This window comes from Alcaligenes sp. SMD-FA (assembly GCF_025960365.1).
In the GTDB taxonomy this organism is placed as follows: domain Bacteria; phylum Pseudomonadota; class Gammaproteobacteria; order Burkholderiales; family Burkholderiaceae_B; genus Alcaligenes; species Alcaligenes aquatilis.
In genome coordinates this window covers 2,726,254-2,746,355 of the sequence record NZ_CP110108.1, presented here as the reverse complement: position 1 = coordinate 2,746,355, position 20,102 = coordinate 2,726,254, and the positions used below count along the sequence as shown (strand labels likewise).

The 20,102-nt window shown below is 56.1% G+C and carries 20 protein-coding genes; 12 read left to right on the top strand and 8 right to left on the bottom strand.

Annotated features, from left to right (window positions below; all coding sequences use genetic code 11):
• Positions 1-6 precede the first annotated feature (6 nt).
• The 10 genes from OKX01_RS12680 to rarD all read left to right on the top strand — a co-directional run bounded on the left by OKX01_RS12680 (position 7) and on the right by rarD (position 9,779).
• Positions 7-504 carry a sigma-E factor negative regulatory protein gene (locus OKX01_RS12680; RefSeq protein ID WP_094197306.1) on the top strand — a complete coding sequence of 166 codons (498 nt, stop codon included), beginning with the start codon at positions 7-9 and terminating at the stop codon, positions 502-504.
• On the top strand, positions 501-1,526 hold the full coding sequence (locus OKX01_RS12675) for a MucB/RseB C-terminal domain-containing protein (RefSeq protein ID WP_230017701.1): 1,026 nt from the start codon (positions 501-503) through the stop codon (positions 1,524-1,526). Before OKX01_RS12680 ends, OKX01_RS12675 begins: the two co-directional genes overlap by 4 nt.
• 24 nt (positions 1,527-1,550) lie before the next feature.
• On the top strand, positions 1,551-3,056 hold the full coding sequence (locus OKX01_RS12670) for a DegQ family serine endoprotease (protein WP_094197304.1): 1,506 nt from the start codon (positions 1,551-1,553) through the stop codon (positions 3,054-3,056).
• Between the two features lie 243 nt (positions 3,057-3,299).
• On the top strand, positions 3,300-5,093 hold the full coding sequence (lepA, locus tag OKX01_RS12665) for a translation elongation factor 4 (RefSeq protein WP_094197303.1): 1,794 nt from the start codon (positions 3,300-3,302) through the stop codon (positions 5,091-5,093).
• 64 nt (positions 5,094-5,157) lie between these two features.
• Positions 5,158-6,042 carry a signal peptidase I gene (gene lepB, locus OKX01_RS12660; protein WP_094197302.1) on the top strand — a complete coding sequence of 295 codons (885 nt, stop codon included), beginning with the start codon at positions 5,158-5,160 and terminating at the stop codon, positions 6,040-6,042.
• Entirely contained in the window at positions 6,042-6,800 is a 759-nt protein-coding gene (gene rnc / locus OKX01_RS12655; protein WP_264671816.1) for a ribonuclease III, read from the top strand. Before lepB ends, rnc begins: the two co-directional genes overlap by 1 nt.
• Positions 6,797-7,687: a GTPase Era gene (gene era / locus OKX01_RS12650; protein WP_264671815.1), complete on the top strand. Its 891-nt coding sequence runs from the start codon at positions 6,797-6,799 to the stop codon at positions 7,685-7,687. The genes rnc and era overlap by 4 nt, the downstream gene beginning before the upstream one ends.
• Positions 7,680-8,270, top strand: a complete 591-nt coding sequence (gene recO, locus OKX01_RS12645) for a DNA repair protein RecO (RefSeq protein WP_094197299.1) — start codon at positions 7,680-7,682, stop codon at positions 8,268-8,270. The genes era and recO overlap by 8 nt, the downstream gene beginning before the upstream one ends.
• Position 8,271: 1 nt before the next feature.
• Positions 8,272-8,877, top strand: a complete 606-nt coding sequence (locus OKX01_RS12640; protein ID WP_264671814.1) for a PIN domain-containing protein — start codon at positions 8,272-8,274, stop codon at positions 8,875-8,877.
• Positions 8,874-9,779 carry an EamA family transporter RarD gene (gene rarD / locus OKX01_RS12635; RefSeq protein WP_094197297.1) on the top strand — a complete coding sequence of 302 codons (906 nt, stop codon included), beginning with the start codon at positions 8,874-8,876 and terminating at the stop codon, positions 9,777-9,779. Before OKX01_RS12640 ends, rarD begins: the two co-directional genes overlap by 4 nt.
• A 240-nt stretch (positions 9,780-10,019) precedes the next feature.
• Here rarD and epsC read toward each other — a convergent pair whose 3' ends face one another.
• The 4 genes from epsC to OKX01_RS12615 form a co-directional block, all read right to left on the bottom strand.
• Positions 10,020-10,949: a serine O-acetyltransferase EpsC gene (gene epsC / locus OKX01_RS12630; RefSeq protein WP_108727747.1), complete on the bottom strand. Its 930-nt coding sequence runs from the start codon at positions 10,947-10,949 to the stop codon at positions 10,020-10,022.
• A 255-nt stretch (positions 10,950-11,204) separates the two neighbouring features.
• A complete protein-coding gene (locus OKX01_RS12625; RefSeq protein WP_094197295.1) occupies positions 11,205-11,915 on the bottom strand; it encodes a Bax inhibitor-1/YccA family protein in 711 nt (236 codons plus the stop codon).
• Positions 11,916-11,996: 81 nt separating this feature from the next.
• Positions 11,997-12,419 carry a DNA polymerase III subunit chi gene (locus tag OKX01_RS12620; RefSeq protein ID WP_094197294.1) on the bottom strand — a complete coding sequence of 141 codons (423 nt, stop codon included), beginning with the start codon at positions 12,417-12,419 and terminating at the stop codon, positions 11,997-11,999.
• Positions 12,420-12,421: 2 nt separating this feature from the next.
• Positions 12,422-13,915: a leucyl aminopeptidase gene (locus OKX01_RS12615; protein ID WP_108727746.1), complete on the bottom strand. Its 1,494-nt coding sequence runs from the start codon at positions 13,913-13,915 to the stop codon at positions 12,422-12,424.
• Positions 13,916-13,971: 56 nt separating this feature from the next.
• Between OKX01_RS12615 and lptF the strand changes: the two genes are divergently transcribed.
• Both lptF and OKX01_RS12605 read left to right on the top strand, forming a co-directional pair.
• Positions 13,972-15,078, top strand: a complete 1,107-nt coding sequence (gene lptF / locus OKX01_RS12610) for an LPS export ABC transporter permease LptF (RefSeq protein ID WP_264671813.1) — start codon at positions 13,972-13,974, stop codon at positions 15,076-15,078.
• A gap of 59 nt (positions 15,079-15,137) precedes the next feature.
• Complete coding sequence (locus tag OKX01_RS12605) at positions 15,138-15,770, top strand: TetR/AcrR family transcriptional regulator (RefSeq protein WP_264671812.1); 633 nt, start codon at positions 15,138-15,140, stop codon at positions 15,768-15,770.
• Positions 15,771-15,773: 3 nt separating this feature from the next.
• Here the strand turns inward: OKX01_RS12605 and OKX01_RS12600 are convergent, their stop codons facing one another.
• The 4 genes from OKX01_RS12600 to OKX01_RS12585 are packed head-to-tail and all read right to left on the bottom strand — an operon-like array spanning position 15,774 to position 20,099.
• Complete coding sequence (locus tag OKX01_RS12600) at positions 15,774-17,087, bottom strand: LLM class flavin-dependent oxidoreductase (protein ID WP_094197290.1); 1,314 nt, start codon at positions 17,085-17,087, stop codon at positions 15,774-15,776.
• The gene (locus OKX01_RS12595; protein ID WP_264671811.1) at positions 17,084-17,890 is read right to left on the bottom strand and encodes an ABC transporter ATP-binding protein; all 807 of its coding nucleotides are present in this window, start codon (positions 17,888-17,890) and stop codon (positions 17,084-17,086) included. Before OKX01_RS12595 ends, OKX01_RS12600 begins: the two co-directional genes overlap by 4 nt.
• The gene (locus tag OKX01_RS12590; RefSeq protein ID WP_264671810.1) at positions 17,890-18,951 is read right to left on the bottom strand and encodes a FecCD family ABC transporter permease; all 1,062 of its coding nucleotides are present in this window, start codon (positions 18,949-18,951) and stop codon (positions 17,890-17,892) included. Before OKX01_RS12590 ends, OKX01_RS12595 begins: the two co-directional genes overlap by 1 nt.
• Positions 18,948-20,099 carry an ABC transporter substrate-binding protein gene (locus OKX01_RS12585; RefSeq protein ID WP_199827830.1) on the bottom strand — a complete coding sequence of 384 codons (1,152 nt, stop codon included), beginning with the start codon at positions 20,097-20,099 and terminating at the stop codon, positions 18,948-18,950. Before OKX01_RS12585 ends, OKX01_RS12590 begins: the two co-directional genes overlap by 4 nt.
• Between the last annotated feature and the right edge of the window lie 3 nt (positions 20,100-20,102).

Genomic DNA, 20,102 nt, shown 5'->3' with positions numbered 1-20,102 from the left:
GGATTGATGATGCAAGCCCTGAAATCCCATTCCGATGAAGATCAACTGAATGCCTGGGAGGCCGCCGTGTCTTCCTGGGTGGATGGTGAGGCTGAAATACGGCCCGAGGAACTGGACTCCCCTTATGGGCGTCAAGTCTGGGATACCTATCATTTGATTGGTGACGTCATGCGTACCGACGCACTGGCTATCCGTACTTCGGACCGTTTTTACGCACGTCTGTCCAAAGCGATCGACGAAGAGCCTACTGTGCTTGCTCCAAGCGCCATGAAACGTCCTTTGGTGCAGCGCTACGGTGTCAGCGGCTTGGCTGTGGTGGCAGCGGTGGCGGCAGCCTTGTGGGTGGGATTACCTTACATGGGCGTGACTTCAGTGCCTGGCACTTTGGTGGCCAGCGCCCAGGACGATCAGCTCTGGAATGATTACGCGGATTTGCATCGCGATTTTGTTGGTACCGGCCCAGTACGCCATGTGTCCTTTGAAAGTGGAGCCCTGGGTCAATGAGGTCTGTACGTATGCCATCGCAGATGGGTTTGGCGCGTCTCTATAAGGGTTTGCTTGCCTTTTCGCTGGTGGTGTTGTGTACACCGGTGCTGGCTCAGGGGGCTGACGGGCTGGAGCCTCTGGATCTGCCTTGGTTACAGAAAGTTCACAAAGCGGCGCGCGATCTGGATTACTCCGGGGTCATTATTTACACGCAGGATCAGGCCAGCCAGTCCATGAAGTTGGTTCACATTATTGATGGTACTGGCGAGCGCGAGCGTCTGGAAATTCTGGATGGTGAACCGCGTGAGTTTCTGCGTCAGAACGAAGTGACCCAATGCCTGATTCCCGAAAAGAAAATGGTGGTGATCGAGCGGCGTGAAAACGAGCGCTTTCCCAGTTTTCTGGTCGGTGATGTCAGTCAATTGCCAAAATTCTACGATATGCGCCGTTTGCCTTCGCGCGAGCGCGTGGCGGGCCGTCCTTGCGATCTGATCGAGTTGGTCCCCAAGGATGATCAGCGTTATGGCTACCGTGTGTGTGCCGATACCGATCACCATTTGCTGTTGAAAATGCAGACTTTGGACCCACAACAAGCGGTAGTGGATCAGATCGCTTTTGCCTCGGTCGCTTTTGGAGAGCAGGTGGATTTGCAGCAATTGCGCACCAACTGGAACCCCAGCAAGTGGGACGTGGTTGAGCCCGAAGTGCAGAAAATTGATATAAGCGAATTGGGGTGGCATTTGGCTATGCCGGCCGGTTTTACCTTGCGCTCCGAAATGCTTCGGCCCATGCGGGCTGGTCGTCAGGTAACCCATCTGATGATGTCTGACGGTCTGGCCGCTATTTCCGTGTTTCTGGAAAAGGTAGGGACTCCCGAAGCAGAAGAAAATAGCTTGGGTGCCTTTCACCGTGGCTCCATGAATATGTACCGCAGTCGCATCAACGATTATGTTTTAACCAGTACGGGGGCTGTCCCTGTACAGACTCTGCGCGCTTTGCTTGAAGGCACACAGTTCACCCCACCATCCCGGACACATTGACTATCGTCCACCAGGAGTATTTGAATGGAAAAATCGAGTCATAAAATGCGTATTCCTGTTCTCTCGGCCTTGACGGCTGCCGTGGTACTGGCAACGGGTGCGCCTATGGTCTACGCGCAGGCCCAGCCTGTCACGACAAGCGAGCAGGTCCAAAGCACGACATTGGGCCTGCCTGATTTTACGGGAGTTGTTGCCAAGACCGAAGATGGGGTGGTCAATATTCGCACCACAGAGGCGGTGCGGGTACGCTCACCTGCCATGGGCCCCGGTTCGGACCCCTACGACATGTTCCGCTGGTTTTTTGGGCCTGATTTCATGCCGCCAGGCATGGCTCCCCAACGGCCCCATGGGGGCAATAATGGGCAGCAGCCCCAGGAGCGCACCGTGCCGCGTGGCGTGGGCTCGGGCTTTATCATCTCGGCCGATGGCTACATCCTGACTAATAATCATGTGGTGGCGGACTCCAACGGCATTTTCGTCACGCTGAGCAATGGTAAGGAATATCCAGCCAAGATCATCGGTACGGACGAACGCACCGATGTGGCTTTGATCAAGATCGAAGCCAAAGACCTCAAGCCTATGGTTATTGGGGACTCCAAGCAGCTCAAGAAAGGGCAGTGGGTTCTGGCGATTGGTTCGCCGTTCGGTCTGGAGTCCACGGTGACCTCCGGGATTGTCAGCGCCATCAACCGCGAAACGGGCGATTACCTGCCTTTCATTCAGACTGACGTGGCTGTAAACCCCGGTAACTCCGGCGGCCCCTTGATCAACTTGAATGGTGAAGTGGTGGGCGTGAACTCCCAGATCATTTCGCGCAGTGGTGGTTTTATGGGTATTTCCCTGGCCATTCCCATCGATGAAGCCATGAATGTGGTTGAGCAGCTCAAATCCGACGGCAAGGTGACTCGTGGTCGTATCGGCGTGCAGATCACCCCGGTGGCCGATGATGTGGCAACAGCGCTGGGCCTGAAAGACAGCAAGGGTGCCTTGGTCAGCAGCGTGGAAGAGGGTGGTCCTGCTGCCAGAGCCGGTATTCAGTCCGGTGACGTGATCTTGAAGTTCAATGGTCGCACCATTGATCAAATGACGGATCTGCCCCGTATTGTGGGTGGTACCAAACCAGGTCAAAGCTCCACGTTGGAAATATGGCGTAAGGGCAAGGTGCAGACAGTCAAGATCGATGTCGAGGAAATGCCTTCCAGCAGCCCGGTTGTCGCCGGCAAGGATCAGAAAGACGCACCAACCGCCAGCAGTACGGACGCCTTTGGTCTGAAAGTGACTGCTGTCTCTGATGCTGATTTGAAGCGTTTAGGTGTCGAGAGTGCTGTTCAGGTCGTGGATGCGACCGCTCCTGCCAGCGAGGCCGGTTTGCAGCCCGGTGATCTTATTTTGCGCGTCAACGATAAAGACGTAGGGACACCGGATCAATACGCTAAAATGGTTGCATCTTTGGATAAATCCAAACCTGCGGCCTTGCTGGTTTTGCGTGCAGGCCAGTCGCAATGGGTTTTGATTACGCCATCGAAATAAAAATTCTGTAAAACGGCTAAAATGATAGCCATTGATGAACTCCGGCCAGGGGCCGGAGTTTTTTCGCCACTATTTGCGGGGGCATTTTGCCCCGAATAGATTATGGTTCCACGTGCGCCCGTCTGACAGGACGGGTCTTGCGTTTTCGGCGCGTGGACTGAAAAGGGGCGTCATGGGCGCCCCTTTCTTGTGCCGTTTCTCTGGCATTGCGCCTCAACATTTTCTTTGTTTATTAACGGGTTTATGGACCACATCCGCAATTTCTCTATTATTGCCCACATCGATCATGGCAAATCGACCTTGGCTGACCGCCTGATCCAACGCTGTGGTGGCCTGGCCGACCGCGAGATGTCGACCCAGGTTCTGGATTCGATGGACATCGAGAAAGAGCGTGGCATTACGATTAAGGCCCAGACCGCCGCTTTGCACTACAAGGCTCAGGATGGCAAGGTATACAACCTGAACTTGATCGACACTCCCGGCCACGTTGACTTCTCCTACGAGGTCAGCCGTTCTTTGTCGGCCTGTGAAGGTGCCTTGCTGGTCGTGGATGCTTCCCAAGGTGTGGAAGCGCAGACGGTGGCTAACTGCTACACCGCGTTGGACCAGGGCGTCGAAGTGATTCCCGTGCTCAATAAAATGGATTTGCCTTCGGCTGATCCGGATTCGGCACGCCAGGAAGTGGAAGACGTTATCGGTATTGATGCCAGCGATGCGATTGCGGCCAGTGCAAAAACGGGTCAGGGGATCGACGAAATCCTTGAGACCATCGTCGCCCGTGTGCCTGCACCTGTGGGCGATCCGGCAGCGCCCTTGCAGGCCTTGATCATTGACTCCTGGTTTGACAACTACGTGGGCGTGGTCATGTTGGTGCGCATCGTTAACGGTATGCTCAAGCCCAAGGAAAAAATCCTGTTGATGGCCACCCGCGCCACGCACCTGGTCGAGCACATCGGTGTGTTCACTCCTAAATCGGAAAACCGTCCTCATTTGTCTGCTGGCGAGGTGGGTTTCATCATTGCCGGTATTAAAGAGCTGGAACACGCCAAGGTGGGCGATACCATCACCCTGGCTGGCAAACCTGCGGACAAGGCGCTGCCTGGCTTTAAAGAAGTGAAACCTCAGGTGTTTGCCGGCTTGTACCCGGTGGAAAGCAGTGAGTACGACCAGCTGCGCGATTCCCTGGAAAAGCTCAAGCTGAACGATTCCTCCCTGATGTTTGAGCCCGAAGTGTCTCAGGCGCTGGGTTTTGGTTTCCGTTGCGGCTTTCTGGGCCTGCTTCACATGGAAATCGTCCAGGAGCGTCTGGAGCGTGAATTTGATATGGATATCATCACTACCGCGCCGTCGGTGGTGTACGAGGTCGAGCGCCGTGATGGCGAAGTCCTGATGATTGAGAGCCCCTCCCGCATGCCGGAGGTGTCCCATATCGAAGACGTGCGCGAGCCTATTGTTGTGGTTTCGCTGCTAATGCCACAGGAATACGTGGGCCCGGTCATGACCCTGTGTACAGCCAAGCGCGGTTTGCAGTTAAATATGACCTATCATGGCCGTCAGGTGAATCTAGTCTATGAAATGCCCCTGGCTGAGATCGTGCTGGACTTCTTTGACCGACTCAAGTCCGTATCGCGTGGCTACGCTTCCATGGACTACGAGTTCAAGGAATACCGTTCGGCCGATGTGGTCAAGGTGGATATCCTGATTAACGGCGACCGCGTCGATGCCTTGTCCATGATTGTGCACCGTAGCAATGCCCGTTACCGTGGACGCGAAGTGGTCGCCAAGATGCGCTCCTTGATCCCGCGCCAGATGTTTGATATTGCTATTCAGGCCGCCATTGGTGCCGAAGTTATTTCTCGCGAGAACGTCAAGGCATTGCGTAAAAACGTGCTGGCCAAGTGTTACGGCGGTGATATCTCTCGCAAGAAGAAACTGCTTGAGAAGCAAAAAGCGGGTAAGAAGCGGATGAAGCAAGTTGGGAACGTCGAAATTCCGCAGGAAGCCTTTTTGGCAATTTTGCAGGTCGAAGATAAGTAATGCTGTAGTCGGCACCCCAAGCCGACCACAGCCAGGACTGCCTTAATTTCTTTAAAGGAAACCGATGAGCTGGGATTTCGCTCTGATTTTGTTTGTACTGCTAATACTGACCGGCGTAATCTGGTGTTTGGATCGATTCTTCCTGCGTTCCCGCCGTCTGGCGCGTGCGCGGGCCGCGATGCAAGCAATACCGGAAACGGCAGCTCAAGACCCTGAGCATTTGCAGCAGCTGCGCCAGGATGCGTATGACCAGGCCAACCGTATGCCCTGGTGGATTGAATATGGCGTCAGCTTTTTCCCAGTCATTTTGTTTGTATTCGTCTTGCGCTCGTTCATTATCGAGCCATTTCGCATTCCGTCGGGCTCGATGTTGCCGACGCTGAAAAATGGCGACCTGATTTTGGTGAACAAATACGAGTACGGTATTCGTCTGCCTGTTAGTGGCACCAAGGTTGTTCCTTTGGGGCATCCCGAGCGTGGCGATGTGATTGTGTTTCGTTACCCCGTGGATACGTCCGTGGACTACATCAAGCGCGTGGTCGGCGTGCCCGGTGACCGTGTGGAGTATCGCGACAAGGTGTTGTCCGTAAACGGTCAGGTCATTACCCAAGTGCGCAGTGGTGATTACTACGAACCGGATCGCTCCGCTTACATTGGGCGTTATCTGGAAGAGCTGGGCAAGGTGCAGCACAACATCTTGCTGAACAAAACTGCGCCTCAGGGTTTGATGCCCATCGTGGCCTTCCCCCATCGTGATTCTTGTGAATATTTTTCCAATGGCATTTCGTGTGTGGTGCCTGATGGCAACTACTTTGTCATGGGAGACAATCGCGACAATAGTCTGGACAGTCGTTATTGGGGCTTTGTGCCCGATGAGAATATTGTGGGACGCGCCTTCTTTATCTGGATGAATTTCCGCGAACTTAGCCGTATAGGTCGCTTCCATTAATGAAACGTCTTGCTTTGCTTGAAGCCGCTATCGGCTACTCCTTTAAAGACATCGGCCTGCTGGAGCAGGCCTTGACCCATCGTAGCCACAGCGCTCGTCATAACGAGCGGCTGGAGTTCCTGGGCGATTCGATTCTGAACTTCACGGTTGCGGCCTTGTTGTTTGACCGCTTTCAGCGCATTGATGAGGGCGATTTGTCGCGCCTGCGAGCGAATCTGGTCAAACAGGCTGCGCTGGCTGAAATTGCAACCCGTCTGGGTTTGTCGGATTATTTGCGTCTGGGAGAAGGGGAGCTGAAAAGCGGTGGTTTCCGCCGTCCTTCCATTTTGGCGGATGCGCTGGAAGCGATTTTTGGCGCTGTTTTTCTAGACGCGGGTTTCACACAGGCCCAAACCGTCATCACTCAGCTGTATGAACCCATGCTGGTTGATGTGGACCCCAAAACCTTGGGGAAAGATCCCAAAACCTTGCTGCAGGAGCTGCTGCAAGGTCGCAAGCTGGATTTGCCGCTGTATACCGTGGTGGCCACGCATGGCGCAGCCCACGATCAGCTTTTCGATATCGAATGCACGATCGCCAAGCTCAACATCCATGTCCGTGCCAGTGGCAGCAGCCGTCGTGCGGCTGAACAAGCCGCCGCAACGCAGGCCATTGCTATTTTACAAGCTGAATTTCCAGCCAAGACGACGCGCGCCAGTCGCCATCGTCGCCCCTCACAATTGACACTGCCTGTGGCAGTGTCGCAGGAAGCAGAATGACACAGACCCCTTTTCGCTGCGGCTTCGTGGCTATTGTCGGACGACCGAACGTCGGCAAGTCCACGCTGGCCAATGCTTTGATCGGCAGCAAGATTTCGATTGTGTCGCGCAAGGCGCAGACTACACGCCACCGCATCAACAGCGTGTTGACGCGTGACCACGATCAAATGGTATTTGTGGACACCCCCGGCTTTCAGACCAAGCACGGCGGGGCCATGAACCGCATGATGAATCGTGTTGTTACCCAGGCGCTGGCCGATGTGGACGTGGTGGTGCACGTGGTCGAGGCTGGCAAGTGGTCCGCTTCGGATGCCGAGCTGCTGCCCATGCTGCCTAAAGGCGGCAAGACCATTCTGGTCATCAACAAGGTTGATGCGCTCAAGAGCAAGAATGACTTGCTGCCCTATATCGCCCGCCTGTCGCAGGAATTCGAATACGGTGCCGTGATTCCGGTCAGCGCGGCCAAGCGCCTGCAACTGGACCCCTTGCTGGACGAGATCGCCTCCCGTTTGCCTGAAGGCGAGGCCATGTTCGACGCGGATACCATTACCGACCGCTCGGTGCGCTTCATTACCTCGGAGCTGCTGCGCGAGAAGATCTTCCGTCTGGTAGGTGATGAACTGCCTTACGGTTGTACCGTGGTCATCGAGCAGTGGGACGAAAACGAGCAGGGTGCCCGTATTTCCGCCTGCGTGGTGGTGGAACGCGAAAGCCATCGTCCGATTCTGTTGGGTACTGGTGGCATGCACATGAAGCGCATTGCGACTGAGGCTCGCCAAGATATTGCCAAGCTGATCGACAAGCCTGTGTTCCTGGATGTGTACATCAAGGTGCGTAAGGGCTGGTCTGATCGTGAAGCGGTCCTGCGCGACCTGGGGTATGAGTAATCCCCGTCATCGCTATCAGGACGAAGCGGGCTACATACTGCACACCAGTGCCTGGCGTGAAACGTCTCTGATCTGTCATGCCTTTACGCGTAACCACGGGCTGGTGCCGATGGTCGCTAAAGGCGCCAAAAGGCCGCATTCTATTTTGCGGCCTGCTTTGTCTGTGTTTCAGCCTTTATTGCTGGCCTGGTCGGGCAAGAATGAAGTCAAGACACTGACGCGGGCGGATTGCGCCGGGATTCGCCCTTTGAAAGGCCGCGCCCTGATGTCGGCCTGGTACATGAATGAATTATTGATTCGTTTGTTGCCGCGTGAGGACCCGCACCCCGTTTTGTTCGATGCTTACGAAGAAGCCCTGGTGCATTTGGCACAGATTCCTCGTCCGCCTGTGGCGGGGGCCTTGCGGCGTTTTGAGTGGGTGCTGCTGACCGAAACAGGTTATGGCTTTGATGAGGCCACCCCTGATTTCAACGATCCAGTCGGTGAGCCGGAGTTGCGCATACGCTTGCGTGAACGCTTGAACAGTCTGCTGGGCCGCCCCTTGCATACCCGATCCGTTCTTATGCAGTTGCAACGCTATTGATATGGCCGTCTCCCTTCCTTCCGTGCTGGTTCTGGATACCTGCGTCCTGATCTCCAACGTTCTGCGTCGCTTGCTCCTGGCCCTGGCCGATGAGCAACTGTTCAAACCTGTCTGGAGTCCCGTCATTGGTGATGAGTGGCGTCGTAATGCGGGCCGCCTGTGGAAAGTTATGCCCCTCTCCATCGAGGAGCAGTGGGAAGAGCTGCAACAGCGTTACCCTGAAGCCGATTTAGGCGACAGTAGCGAGTTCAAGAAGAATTTGCGCTATTCCGATGTCAAGGACTGGCATGTGATCGCCACTGCCCGTCTGGCGCAGCAGCGTTATCCTGATCAGCCAGTCGGTATCCTGACCCGGAATCTGAAAGACTTTAATCGCTCCGAGCTGCGACGCCTGGGGATCAGCCTGTGGGAGCCGGATCAGTTGTTAGCTTTGCATATGGCCGCGCATCCGGACTTGATGCAGCGTTTGCTGGATGGTTTGCCCGCTTTGATGCTGACGCCCGAAGCGCAGGCACTGGATACGCATACTTTGTTAAAGCGTGATCGTTTGTTCAGTGTGGGACAGGCTTATTTGCGGCGTCAGAAAATGGACGAGGCACACTCATGAAGCAAGGTGTTTTGCTGTCGGTTCTAGCCTCAGCATTGTTCGCTTGCTTGTACTATTACGCCACCGTGCTGCATCCGCTCAGTGGTGAGCAGATTTTTGCCTGGCGTATTGTGCTGGGTCTGCCTGCGTTGGCGTTGGTGATTACCCGTGCACGGCGCTGGCGGGAAGTGCGTTGGGTTCTACGGCATTGGCCCGGTAATTGGCGCTATTTTGCGCTGCTCTTGCTGGCGGCTGTATTGGTCGGGGTGCAGCTTTGGATTTTTGTCTGGGCACCTTTGCACCAGATGGCGCTGGATGTGTCCTTGGGCTACTTCCTGCTGCCGTTGGTGATGGTGCTGGTAGGACGGGTGATCTACAAAGATAGATTGAGTACTATCCAGTGGATTGCAGTTGTGCTGGCGGGCTTAGGCGTGCTGCATGAGCTGTTCCGCGTAGGGAGTGTGTCCTGGGCAACAGCAGTGGTGGTCCTGGGCTATCCGCCTTATTTCATGTTGCGCCGTTACCTGCGCCTGGGTTCGCTGGCTTCGCTGTGGTTTGACCTCAGTTTCTTGTTTTTGCCCGCCTGCTGGTTGCTTTTTGTCCAAGACACGCAGATGTGGGGCCTGTTTGGCAATGAGCCGCGCTTGCTTTGGCAGGTCCCGGTTCTGGGCCTGATCAGCTCGGTTGCGCTGGTCAGCTATCTGTCTGCCAGCCGTCAACTGCCTTTGGCTTTGTTTGGCATCCTGGGCTATGTGGAGCCGGTGCTCTTGTTCTGGGTGGCGTATTTGCTGCTGGACGAACCCATGAGCGTGAATCAGTGGTGGACTTATATTCCGATCTGGATTGCCATCGCCTTGATGGCTTTGGAAGGGCTTATCAAGATGTGGCGGCCCGGACCGCCTGTACCGCCTCTCAAGGCGTGAATCCTGTCTGCCTAGTACCCCAAGGTTGTCTGCGTCGAACAAGACGTTTTGAGGGTTTCTCTTGAGTGTGGCGGACTCTTAAAAAAAACGACTCCTGTCATAACCCCCGAAAAACTCGGATTGTTATCCGGTTTTCAAAGGGGGGGCATATCGGGAGTCGTTTTTTTGACTATGAAAATCTTCTTGGAGAGATCGTCCGGGAGGCACCGGAGCTTGTCCTGCGTGGCCCAAATATGCCGCTTAGCGCAGTGTCTCGGGACAGTCAGGTTGATTGCGCAACAGATTTGCCTGGGTGACCGAACAACCAGCCGGCACGTCTTCCGTAATCCAGACATTCCCGCCAATCGTGGAGCCTGCTCCCAGTGTGACGCGACCCAGTATCGTGGCGCCAGCGTAAATGACGACATCGTCTTCCACAATCGGGTGACGGGCCTGGCCCTTGAGCAGCAAACCTTTCTCGTCCTTGCTAAAGCGTTTGGCACCCAGGGTGACGGCTTGATAAATCCGAACCCGTTTGCCGATAATGGCCGTCTCGCCAATGACAACGCCAGTGCCGTGGTCGATGAAGCAGGAGTGATCAATTTGTGCGCCGGGGTGAATATCAATACCGGTCTGGCTATGGGCCAGTTCGGCAATAATGCGGGCGGTCAGCGGTAGACCCAAATTGGTCAGGGTATGGGCGATGCGGTGGTGAATCATGGCCAGCAGGCCGGGATAGCACAAAAGCACTTCATCGACGTTGCGGGCAGCCGGGTCGCCTTGATAGGCAGCGACTACATCCAGGTCCAGGGTGCGGCGCAAGTCTGGCAGTTTGTCAGCAAAGGCCTGAATGGCTTTGTGAGCCTGTTCCTCAATGGTCTGACGGTCATGTTGGTCGCCGCGCAGCAGAGCAGCGCGTTGTAGTTCGATCCGAGCTTGTTGCAGCAGGGTGTTGAGAGCTTGGCCCAAGTGGTGGCCGACAAAGTGGTCTTCATACTCACGGCGCAGTTCCGGGCTACCCAGACGCATTGGGAACAAAATGCCTTTGAGCTGCTCGGTGACTTGAATCAATGCCTGGACGGATGGAAATTCCTGGCCTTCAAGCTCGTTCAAGCGTTGATGCGCCTGTCGCCATTCTTCGCGGGCCCCGCGCAGATTGTCGACGATGTGTTGAGTTTCAAAGACTGCCACCAGTGTTCTCCAGAGGGGAAATTTTTTACAAGGTTTACTATACCCGCGCGTCTGATCCAGGACACGAAAAACAGGGCGCTTCATCAGGATGATTCGTCGGAACGTTAATCAGGTCTGAGGGTATCACTTCACGCTTAGGGCAAGATCACGCAGATGAGGGGGGATACGTGGGTTTTCAAGCTAAGGCGTTTGAATCAGCCGGCAATAAAAAAGCCCCCTTCGGAAAGGGGGCTTGGGGGAGGCGGGTTCGCGATCTTATTCGCGGTTACCGCCCAGTATGCCCAAGAGCATCAGCAAGTTGCTGAAAATATTGTAGACGTCCAGGTAGATTGCCAGGGTGGCCGATACGTAATTGGTTTCGCCACCGTTGATGACGCGCTGCAGATCAACCAGCAAGAAAGCCGAGAAGATACCGATAGCCATCACGGAGATGGTCAGCATCAGCGCAGGCAGTTGCAGGAAGATATTGGCCAGAGCCGCAACCAGCAAAATGACGGCACCGACAAACAGGAACTTCTGCATACCGGAGAAATCACGTTTGGTGGTGCTGGCAATGGTTGCCATGGTGCCAAAGACTGCGGCGGTACCGCCAAAGGCCAGCATGATCAGTTGTGCGCCATTACCCATGCCCAGGACAAAGCCCAGCAGACGCGACAGCATGATGCCCATGAAGAAGGTGAAGGCCATCAGCAGGACAACACCCATTGAGTTGTTCTTGTTCTTTTCGACCAAGAACATCAGGCCAAAGGCACCGACCAGGAAAACAATAGCGCTCAGGCCTGGGCTGGCGCCCATTACCCGGTTAATACCCGACGACAGACCCAGCAAGGCTCCCAACACGGTGGGAATCATGGACAAGGCCAGCAGCCAGTAGGTGTTGCGCAGGACGCGATTGCGAGCAATCAGCGACTGGGTGCCCAGGGTGCCGTTATGCTCAGGCAAGCTTGATTGACGAAATTCGCTCATGATGAGTCCTTAGAATACAGAGAGATCAGTGGTCAAGGATAACTGACAATTACCTGAATAATCAAGAATCTTCTTTATTATTCAAGCCCTCAGTTTGTGGGCATGTACCTGGCATCCCTGTGTCTGGTATACACGCCAGCGTTCGCGGGCCTGGGTACGGTCAGCTTCCCGTTCGGACACGATTTCCAAAATACGCGCAAATTGTTCAAAACCGGGCGGGCATTGGGCATCCAGATTCAAGAGCCAGCTTTGTTCATCAGTGGGCACGGGGGCGGCGCTGGTCAACAAAACCGGGGTGGTGGCTGCCAAAGGGTCTTCTACACCCACATGTGGCACAAAGGCCGTGGATTCAAACCCCCAGAGCAGCCGATCGAAGCGAGCAAGTTGGCGGGCATCGGACAGATACACCACCACCTGACGGCCCGCTTCGTAATGCTTGCGTACGACCTCGCAGGCCGTACGCAAGCGATCTGGTGCGCCGAAAGCAAAATCGACGCGACTCATGCTTAGCGACACTGATTAAGCAAGTACTGAACCAGCAAAGGTACGGGACGGCCGGTGGCGCCCTTGTCCTTGCCACTGCGCCAGGCGGTGCCAGCGATGTCCAGGTGAGCCCAGCGGTACGCTTTGGTGAAGCGGGACAGGAAGCAGGCGGCGGTGACCGAACCGGCGGGTGGGCCACCGATATTGGCCATGTCGGCGAAGTTCGAGCGCAGTTGCTCCTGGTAGGCATCGTCCATGGGCATGCGCCATGCCGTGTCGCCCGTTTGCTTGCCCGCTTGCATCAGCTCGTCGGCCAGGTCGTCGTCGGTGGAGAACAGGCCCGTGTTGACGTGGCCCAGCGCGACGACGCACGCGCCGGTCAGAGTAGCCATGTCGATGACGGCGGCGGGTTTGAATCGTTCGACGTAGGTCAGGGCATCGCACAGGACCAGACGGCCTTCGGCGTCCGTGTTCAGGATTTCGATGGTCTGGCCTGACATGCTGGTCACGACGTCGCCTGGTTTGTTGGCGCGGCCGCTAGGCATGTTCTCGCACGAAGCCACCACGGCAATCACTTCGCGGTCGATGTTCAGCTCGGCAATGGCACGCATGGTGCCCAGAACGCTGGCAGCACCGCCCATGTCGTACTTCATCTCGTCCATATTGCCGGCTGGCTTGATGGAGATACCGCCCGAGTCGAATGTCAGACCCTTACCCACCAGAACGATAGGGCCGTCTTCGTGTTTGGTCTTGGTGTTGGGGGTGTGGCGCAACACGATGAATGCAGGGGGTTCATCCGAGCCTTTGGCAACGGACAGGAACGAGCCCATTTTCAAGGCTTCAATCTGCTTGCGCTCCAGCACTTCGGCTTTCAGCGTCTTGAACTCCTTGGCCAACTGTTTGGCCGTTTTGCCCAGATAAGTGGGGGTGCAGATATTGCCGGGCAGGTCAGCCAGCAGTCGGGTCAGGTTCACACCGTTACCAATAGCCTGACCTTGTTCCAGACCGGCCTTGGCTTCGCTGGCTTGGGTACGGGCCGTCCACAGCAGGAACTGGCTTAGCTGGGGGGCGGGTTCCGGTTTGCTCAGTGTTGCCGTGTAGCGGTAGCTGGCGCGGCATACTGCGACGGCTGCATCCTGGGCACGGCTGCGCAAGGTGGTGCCTTTGCAATCGATGCTGGCCAGGGCCGAAACGGCTTCTTTCAGGTCTGCTTTCAGGCAGTAAGAAGCCAGGCAGGCCTGGGCTTGCGTATGAGTTGCTGCTTTGTATTCCTCTTGAGCGCCTAAGCCGACTAAAATAACGCGTTCGGCTTTAACGCCAGGCAGATTGCGCAGCACCAGGTGGGTATTGGGCTTGCCTTTAAACTCGGCTTTGACAGCAGCGCTCACCGCTCCGTTGCTGGCGCGGTCGATAAGTTCCGCTGCAGGGCTTAGAATGCCCTCGGCAAAGACGCCAACGCCTAGTGCGGCCGTCTTAATTTGGTGCAAAGAAGCGGATGTCTGTGTGCTAAATTCCATTCAACTATCCTCAGTGTGTCGCAAATCGTACCTGCGATTATCTCGCAAATTCTCATATGTCTCTATTTAAACGCTCTGCGGTATCCGAAATCTTAAGTCACAGTGGCGTTGTACTGTCCACTTTGCTGATTGTGTGGCTTAGTGTACTTCTGGTGCGTTTGTTAGGCGAAGCGGCCAATGGCACGATTGGCCCTGACGTGGTGCTGGGTCTGGCCGCCTTTTCCAGTATTACCGCCTTGCCGATTATTCTGGCTGTTTCCCTGTTCATTGCCGTGCTCACGACGGTGACACGCAGTTTCAGAGAGTCCGAAATGGTGGTCTGGTTCGCTAGCGGCCTGTCCTTGAAAAACTGGATCACCCCCGTTTTGCAATGCGCGGTGCCGGTTGCGATCTTGATTGCCGTACTGACCTTGCAGGCTTCGCCCTGGGCTTATCGTCAGATTGCCGAATACCGCCAGCGTTTTGAGCAGCGTTCGGACCTGAGCAAAGTCACTGCCGGGCAGTTTATTGAGTCCGATGACGGCGCCCGTGTGTTTTACGCGGATTCCCCGGAAAAAGAAGGAGACGAGCTGGGCAATGTGATTGCCCGTGTGATCGACCCGCAGTGGCTCAGCATTGTGACAGCGCAAAGCGCCCGCATGGAAGAGCAGCCCAATGGCGATCGTTTTCTGGTCTTGAGCGAAGGCCATCGCTATGACTTGAAGCCCGGTCAGGCCGAGTTCCGCATGGTGGACTTTGAAAGCTATGGCATGCGTCTGGAAAGCCGTGACGCGGGCAACACTGCAGAAACCATCCGTGCCCGTGCCGAGCAGCAGATCAAGGCTCGTCAAACCACGTTGTTATTCAGTGATGACAATCCCGAGTCACGCTCGCAGATCATGTGGCGTTTGGCCTTGCCGTTGGCGGCATTGAATTTAGCTTTGCTGGCAATCCCCTTGGGGGCGGTGAACCCGCGTATGGGTCGGTCGGGCAATATTCTGGTGGCGGGTCTGGTCGGACTGTTGTATATGAACCTGATCAACCTGTCGCGTGGCTGGATACGCAATGAGCAGTTGGGCTTTGAGGTTGGTCTGTGGTTGGTCCATGCAATCTTCTTGCTGATCATGGTCTTTATGATGTGGCGTAAATTGCGCATCAAGGCTCCTAAACCGCCAGCCAGTTAAACTACTCAGAAACAAAAGGGGCGAGCAGCCCCTTTTTTACGTCGTTGAGAATCCAAACCATGACCTTGAAGACTGCCGATACGAAGCCCCCCCGCACCAAACCGGCGCAGGTGCGTCTTGACGAGTTGATGAATGCGGCCCAGACACTGTTTCTTGAGCAGGGTTTTGAGGCCACCACCATCAATGACATCGTGGCGCGGGCCCAGGTTGGCAAAGGCACTTTCTACCACTACTTTGCATCCAAGAATGAAATGCTGGATGCCTTGGCCAAACGCTATACCGACTACTTTCTGGAGCGTCTGGAACAAGCAGTAGACGCTTGCCCGGCGGATGATTGGGCCCAGAAGCTGCGTGCCTGGATTTGTACCAGCATCACAGTCTATGTGGAGACCTATAAGGTTCACGACGTGGTCTATATCAACCATCACCATCATGACCGCAGTAACCAGGCCAAAAACGCGATTCTGGATCAGCTGCTGGCCATTATTGAAAGTGGTATGGACGCAGGCCTGTGGGCACCTGCAAACCCCAGAATTGTGGGTTTGCTGATCTATTCGGGCGTTCATGGGGCTACGGATGAGATCATTGCGGCGCAAGCCACGGATAGCTTGCCCTTTGCACGGGCGGTGGCCGATGCCTGTATGCGCCTGTTGCCTAGCCCCGGCTGCTCAGACTCAGGGCTGACCCTATAAGGCTTAGCGGCGCGAGTAACCTGGAGCCGGTTTTAGCAAACCCAGGTTTTCTCGAAAGTTGCGGCCTGCATAGCGAGTTCGTAGTAAAGCCCGTCTTTGAAGCTCCGGCACGACCTGCTCGGCAAACTCGCAGACGCCCCCAGGCAGATGGGAAAACATGATGTTGAAGCCATCTGCCGCCGATTGCTCCAGCCAATGTTGCATCTGGTCAACCACCATGCTGGCGGTCCCCACCATCTCTAAACCTTGATAGCCACAAATCCGCCTGGCCAGTTCCAGAATGCTCATATTTTCGGTTTTTGCCAGTTGCACCACACGCTCACGGCCGCTTTTACTGGCATTGCTGTCCGGTATTTCTGGCAGAGGGCCGTTACGGTCATAGCCGGAAATATCGTGTCCTAGAGCAATGGACAAGGTAGCCAGACAACTGGCTTGGTCAACCAGCTCATCTAATTGGCGTCGTTTGGCCTGGGCCTGCTCCAGGCTGTCTCCCAAGACTACAAAAACAGCCGGGATGATTTTCAAAGCCTGTTCCCGGCCAGCCGCCTGGGCACGGGCTTGCATATCGGCATAAAACGCCTGGGCCGAAGGTAGGTCTGTTTGATAGGTAAAGATCACTTCGGCGGTTTCGGCAGCAATCTGGCGTCCTGCCTCTGATGCTCCTGCTTGCACGATGACGGGACGGGTTTGGACAGGTCTTTCGACGTTCAAGGGGCCACGTACCGAGAAATGTTCGCCCTGATGATTCAGAACCTGCATCTTGGAGGGCTGGAAATACTGGCCGGTCTGGGTGTCCCGACAAAAGGCATCTTCTTCCCAGCTTTCCCACAAGCCATCCATGACCGTGCAGAACTCACGGGCGCGATGATAGCGGGCGCTGTGCTCCATATGCTCTTCCAGGTCAAAGTTGGCGGCCTCATTGGGATTGCTGGAGGTCACCAGGTTCCATCCTGCGCGGCCTGCGCTGATGCGGTCCAACGAGGCCAGACGGCGGGCCAGCATGTAGGGCTCGTTGTAGGTCGTGCTGGCCGTGGCGATCAGGCCCAGATGCTCGGTAACGGCGGCCAGGGCCGGCAGCAGGGTTAACGGGTCCAGCGTCACCGTGCTGTGTCCCCGCATCAGTGCTTCCATGGGGGCGGCCCGGATGGCCAGTGTATCGGGCAGGAACAGGCCATCAAAGCAGGCCCGCTCCAGGGTTTGGGCGAACCATTTCATTTGTTCAAAATCGGTCTGGAAACCCGGATGCGCTCCAGGATACCGCCAGGCGCCTGAATGAATGCTGGGCATGGCTAAAAGAATCAAGGGGGGAGTGATCATGAAGCTACCTGTGTTTGAAAGCGCAGTTGTTTACGTACAGATTGATCCACCAGCAAGAAGGGATGGCCTTGCGAGCACATCTCCACGCGGGCCTGTACGCCATAGACTTTTTCCAGCAGATCCGGGGTCAGGACGTCTAAAGGAGGTCCCATGGCCTCAACCTGACCCTGATGCAGGACCACTACCCAGTCGCTAAAGCGCAGGGCGTGGTTCAAGTCATGGATGGCCATGACAATGCACATGGCTTGTTCTTGAGCGACACGGCGCAGTAAGTCAAAAACTTCATACTGGTTTTGCAGATCCAGCGCGCTGCTTGGTTCATCCAGCAAAAGCAAGCGGGGTTGGCGAATCAGGGCTTGTGCTATTGACACCAGTTGGCGTTGTCCGCCGCTCAGCGCAGCCAGCTCACGGTCTGCCAAAGCCTGAATTTGCAGGGTTTTCAGCATCTGGCTGACCTTATCCAGCTCTTGATCCTCTACGCCCCAGCCACCGCCTTGCTTGCTGGCCAACAGGATGGCCTCAAAGACACGCAGGGACGAGTTCATGGATATGTCTTGTGGAACATGAGCCGGGCGATGGGGGTGAAAAGGGGGCCAGGATTCCAGCGGCTGACCCAGCACTTCTACCTGCCCCGTTCCACCCAGCTCTCCGGCAAGGCACTTGAGCAGTGTCGATTTTCCGGCGGCATTGGAGCCCAGCAGGGCGGTGAGGGAGCCTGCCTTCAATGGACCAAAGCTGAGCTTGTGCAGAATCTGGCGCGAGGCAAAGGATACGGACAGATTGGTGACGTTGAGCAGGTCCATTAGACTTTCCTTGTACGCAGAATCAAGATGAAGAATAAAGGCACCCCAACCAATGAGGTCACAATGCCAATGGGCAGGGCTTGTCCTTGCACCAGTGTCTTGCTCAATACCGAGGCAGCCGACAGCATGCAGGCACCGCAAAGTGCAGAGGCGGGCAGCAGAAAGCGTTGATCTTCACCCACGAGCAGACGGGCAATATGAGGGCCGACCAAACCCACAAAACCTATCGTGCCCACAAAGGAGACGCAGACAGAGGCCAGCAGGCTTGCGAGCAAAATACCTTTTAGGCGCAAGCGAGCCACCGGAACTCCCAGGCTGCTGGCGCGGGCCTCGCCCAGCCGCAGAGCCGTCAAGGCCCAGGCGTGGCGGGCAAAGGCCAGGGAGACCGTCAGCAAGATGCCGCTCATGATGGCCAGTTTTAGCCAATTGCTGCGCGACAAACTGCCCATGGTCCAGAACACCACGGCAGACAGGGCCTGATCGGGGGCCACGTATTGCAAAGCTTCCAGCAAGGCGGTGAAAGTAAAGACCAGCGTGGTGCCCAGCAGCACAATCATCTCGGTGGTGATACCCCGTTTTTGGCTTAGCCGGTAAATGAACAAGGCCGCCAGCATGGAGACCAGAAAGGCATTGACGGGAATGGCAAATGAGACGGCGGATGCTGGCAAGATACTGACACCCAGAATCAAGCCTAGTGCCGCCCCAAAGCTGGCTGCTGCAGACAGGCCCAGGGTAAACGGACTGGCCAAGGGGTTGCCCAGTACGGTCTGCATTTGTACACCTGCTACGGACAGGCTGGCGCCAACGACTAAAGCCGTCAACGCGACTGGCAGGCGTATATCCCACAGAATCACCTGGACGGAGAGGGGCGCTTGGCTATCCCATAAGGCCGCCAGCACTTGGGTTGGGCTGTAATGCGCTTGCCCCAAGGACAAGTCGGCTAGAAAACAGAGCAGGGTCAGAACGCTGATAGTCAGTAGCAACAGCCGCCGGCGATGAATCAGGCGGGTGTAAAACTGCCGACCTGACGGGGCTGACCCCGAAACAAGGAGAGGATTCATGGGGAAACTCCGCTCAGGCTAAGCCAATAGCCGGGCTGATAAGAAACGGGAAGAAAGCGCTGATGCAGCTCGTCAAACGTAGCGTCCGGGTCCAGTGTGCGGAACCGTTCGGGATGCAGCCACTTGGCGATACGTTGTAGGGCAATAAAGTAGTAGGGGTTGTCGTAGAAGGGGTGCCAGATGGCGTGAACCCGGCCTTCCTGTACGGCTGACAGGGAGCGGTAGGCGGGGCGCTTCATCAAGCGTCGCAGGCGTGCCTGGCCTTGCTCGGGATCGGCCCCTGGCCCCAGATTGACCCAATCTCCGGTTGGCGAATACAAAGCCCAGTTTGCGCCAGTGACCAACACGATATCCGGGTCGGACTCAATGACTTGTTCGGGATGTAGCGTGCCAAACGTGCCATGCAGAAAGCGGGTGCCCAGATTGTCGCCCCCGGCTGCGGCAACCAGCTCGCCAAAGTTGCCATCGCCATAGCTCAGGCAGCAGTCATCATATAGTCCGGCGGCGCGTTCAATCATGACCGTGGGCCGGTGCTGAAGGGACTGCAGGGCCGTGCTGACCCGATCAATTTGCGTTTGTCGAAAGTCCAGAAAGCTCTGTGCCTGTGCCTGGCGTCCCAGTAGCTCGCCCAGAATCAGGATGCTGCGGGCGGTGTTGCCAAACATGCGTGTGCGAAAGTCCACAAACACCACGGGCACACCGGCCTGGGTCAGGCGCGTCATCAAACCCGAGGATTCGGCGGCAGGCTTGGAGCTCAGGTTCATGATGAGAACATCGGGCTCTAATGAAATGGCCAATTCGGTGCCGATAGAGTCCACTGTTCGGCTGGAGAAGGTGGGAATGCGGTCTATGCTCGGAAAGCGGTCCAAATACGCTTGATAGCCATCTAGATCCGCCGCCCGAAAGTTATCTCCCCAGCCCACAATGCCACCAAAGGGATCTTCGGGTTTGAGCAGGGCCATCACATAGGCCAAGGGCCCATCGCCCAGCAAAAGCCGTTTGATGGGTTGGCCAAGCGTGACGCGGCGTCCCGCAATATCTTCAATGACGTTGGCAGTGCCAGCCCGCAGACTTGGGCTGGCGAGCAAGGCCCCACCCGCCAGGAGGCGAGTCAGGACATCGCGTCGGGTATAGCGTTGTGCAGACAAAGG

Bases quoted from the DNA above. Each gene is read 5' to 3' on its own strand.
- OKX01_RS12620 (WP_094197294.1), bottom strand. From the start codon at position 12,419: ATGAGTCGCGTCGATTTTGCTTTCGGCGCACCAGATCGCTTGCGTACG.
- lepA (WP_094197303.1), top strand. From the start codon at position 3,300: ATGGACCACATCCGCAATTTCTCTATTATTGCCCACATCGATCATGGC.
- rnc (WP_264671816.1), top strand. From the start codon at position 6,042: ATGAAACGTCTTGCTTTGCTTGAAGCCGCTATCGGCTACTCCTTTAAA.
- OKX01_RS12600 (WP_094197290.1), bottom strand. From the start codon at position 17,087: ATGATCACTCCCCCCTTGATTCTTTTAGCCATGCCCAGCATTCATTCA.
- OKX01_RS12670 (WP_094197304.1), top strand. From the start codon at position 1,551: ATGGAAAAATCGAGTCATAAAATGCGTATTCCTGTTCTCTCGGCCTTG.
- OKX01_RS12615 (WP_108727746.1), bottom strand. From the start codon at position 13,915: ATGGAATTTAGCACACAGACATCCGCTTCTTTGCACCAAATTAAGACG.
- OKX01_RS12675 (WP_230017701.1), top strand. From the start codon at position 501: ATGAGGTCTGTACGTATGCCATCGCAGATGGGTTTGGCGCGTCTCTAT.
- rarD (WP_094197297.1), top strand. From the start codon at position 8,874: ATGAAGCAAGGTGTTTTGCTGTCGGTTCTAGCCTCAGCATTGTTCGCT.
- recO (WP_094197299.1), top strand. From the start codon at position 7,680: ATGAGTAATCCCCGTCATCGCTATCAGGACGAAGCGGGCTACATACTG.
- lepB (WP_094197302.1), top strand. From the start codon at position 5,158: ATGAGCTGGGATTTCGCTCTGATTTTGTTTGTACTGCTAATACTGACC.
- OKX01_RS12595 (WP_264671811.1), bottom strand. From the start codon at position 17,890: ATGGACCTGCTCAACGTCACCAATCTGTCCGTATCCTTTGCCTCGCGC.
- OKX01_RS12640 (WP_264671814.1), top strand. From the start codon at position 8,272: ATGGCCGTCTCCCTTCCTTCCGTGCTGGTTCTGGATACCTGCGTCCTG.
- OKX01_RS12680 (WP_094197306.1), top strand. From the start codon at position 7: ATGATGCAAGCCCTGAAATCCCATTCCGATGAAGATCAACTGAATGCC.
- lptF (WP_264671813.1), top strand. From the start codon at position 13,972: ATGTCTCTATTTAAACGCTCTGCGGTATCCGAAATCTTAAGTCACAGT.
- OKX01_RS12625 (WP_094197295.1), bottom strand. From the start codon at position 11,915: ATGAGCGAATTTCGTCAATCAAGCTTGCCTGAGCATAACGGCACCCTG.
- era (WP_264671815.1), top strand. From the start codon at position 6,797: ATGACACAGACCCCTTTTCGCTGCGGCTTCGTGGCTATTGTCGGACGA.
- OKX01_RS12605 (WP_264671812.1), top strand. From the start codon at position 15,138: ATGACCTTGAAGACTGCCGATACGAAGCCCCCCCGCACCAAACCGGCG.
- OKX01_RS12590 (WP_264671810.1), bottom strand. From the start codon at position 18,951: ATGAATCCTCTCCTTGTTTCGGGGTCAGCCCCGTCAGGTCGGCAGTTT.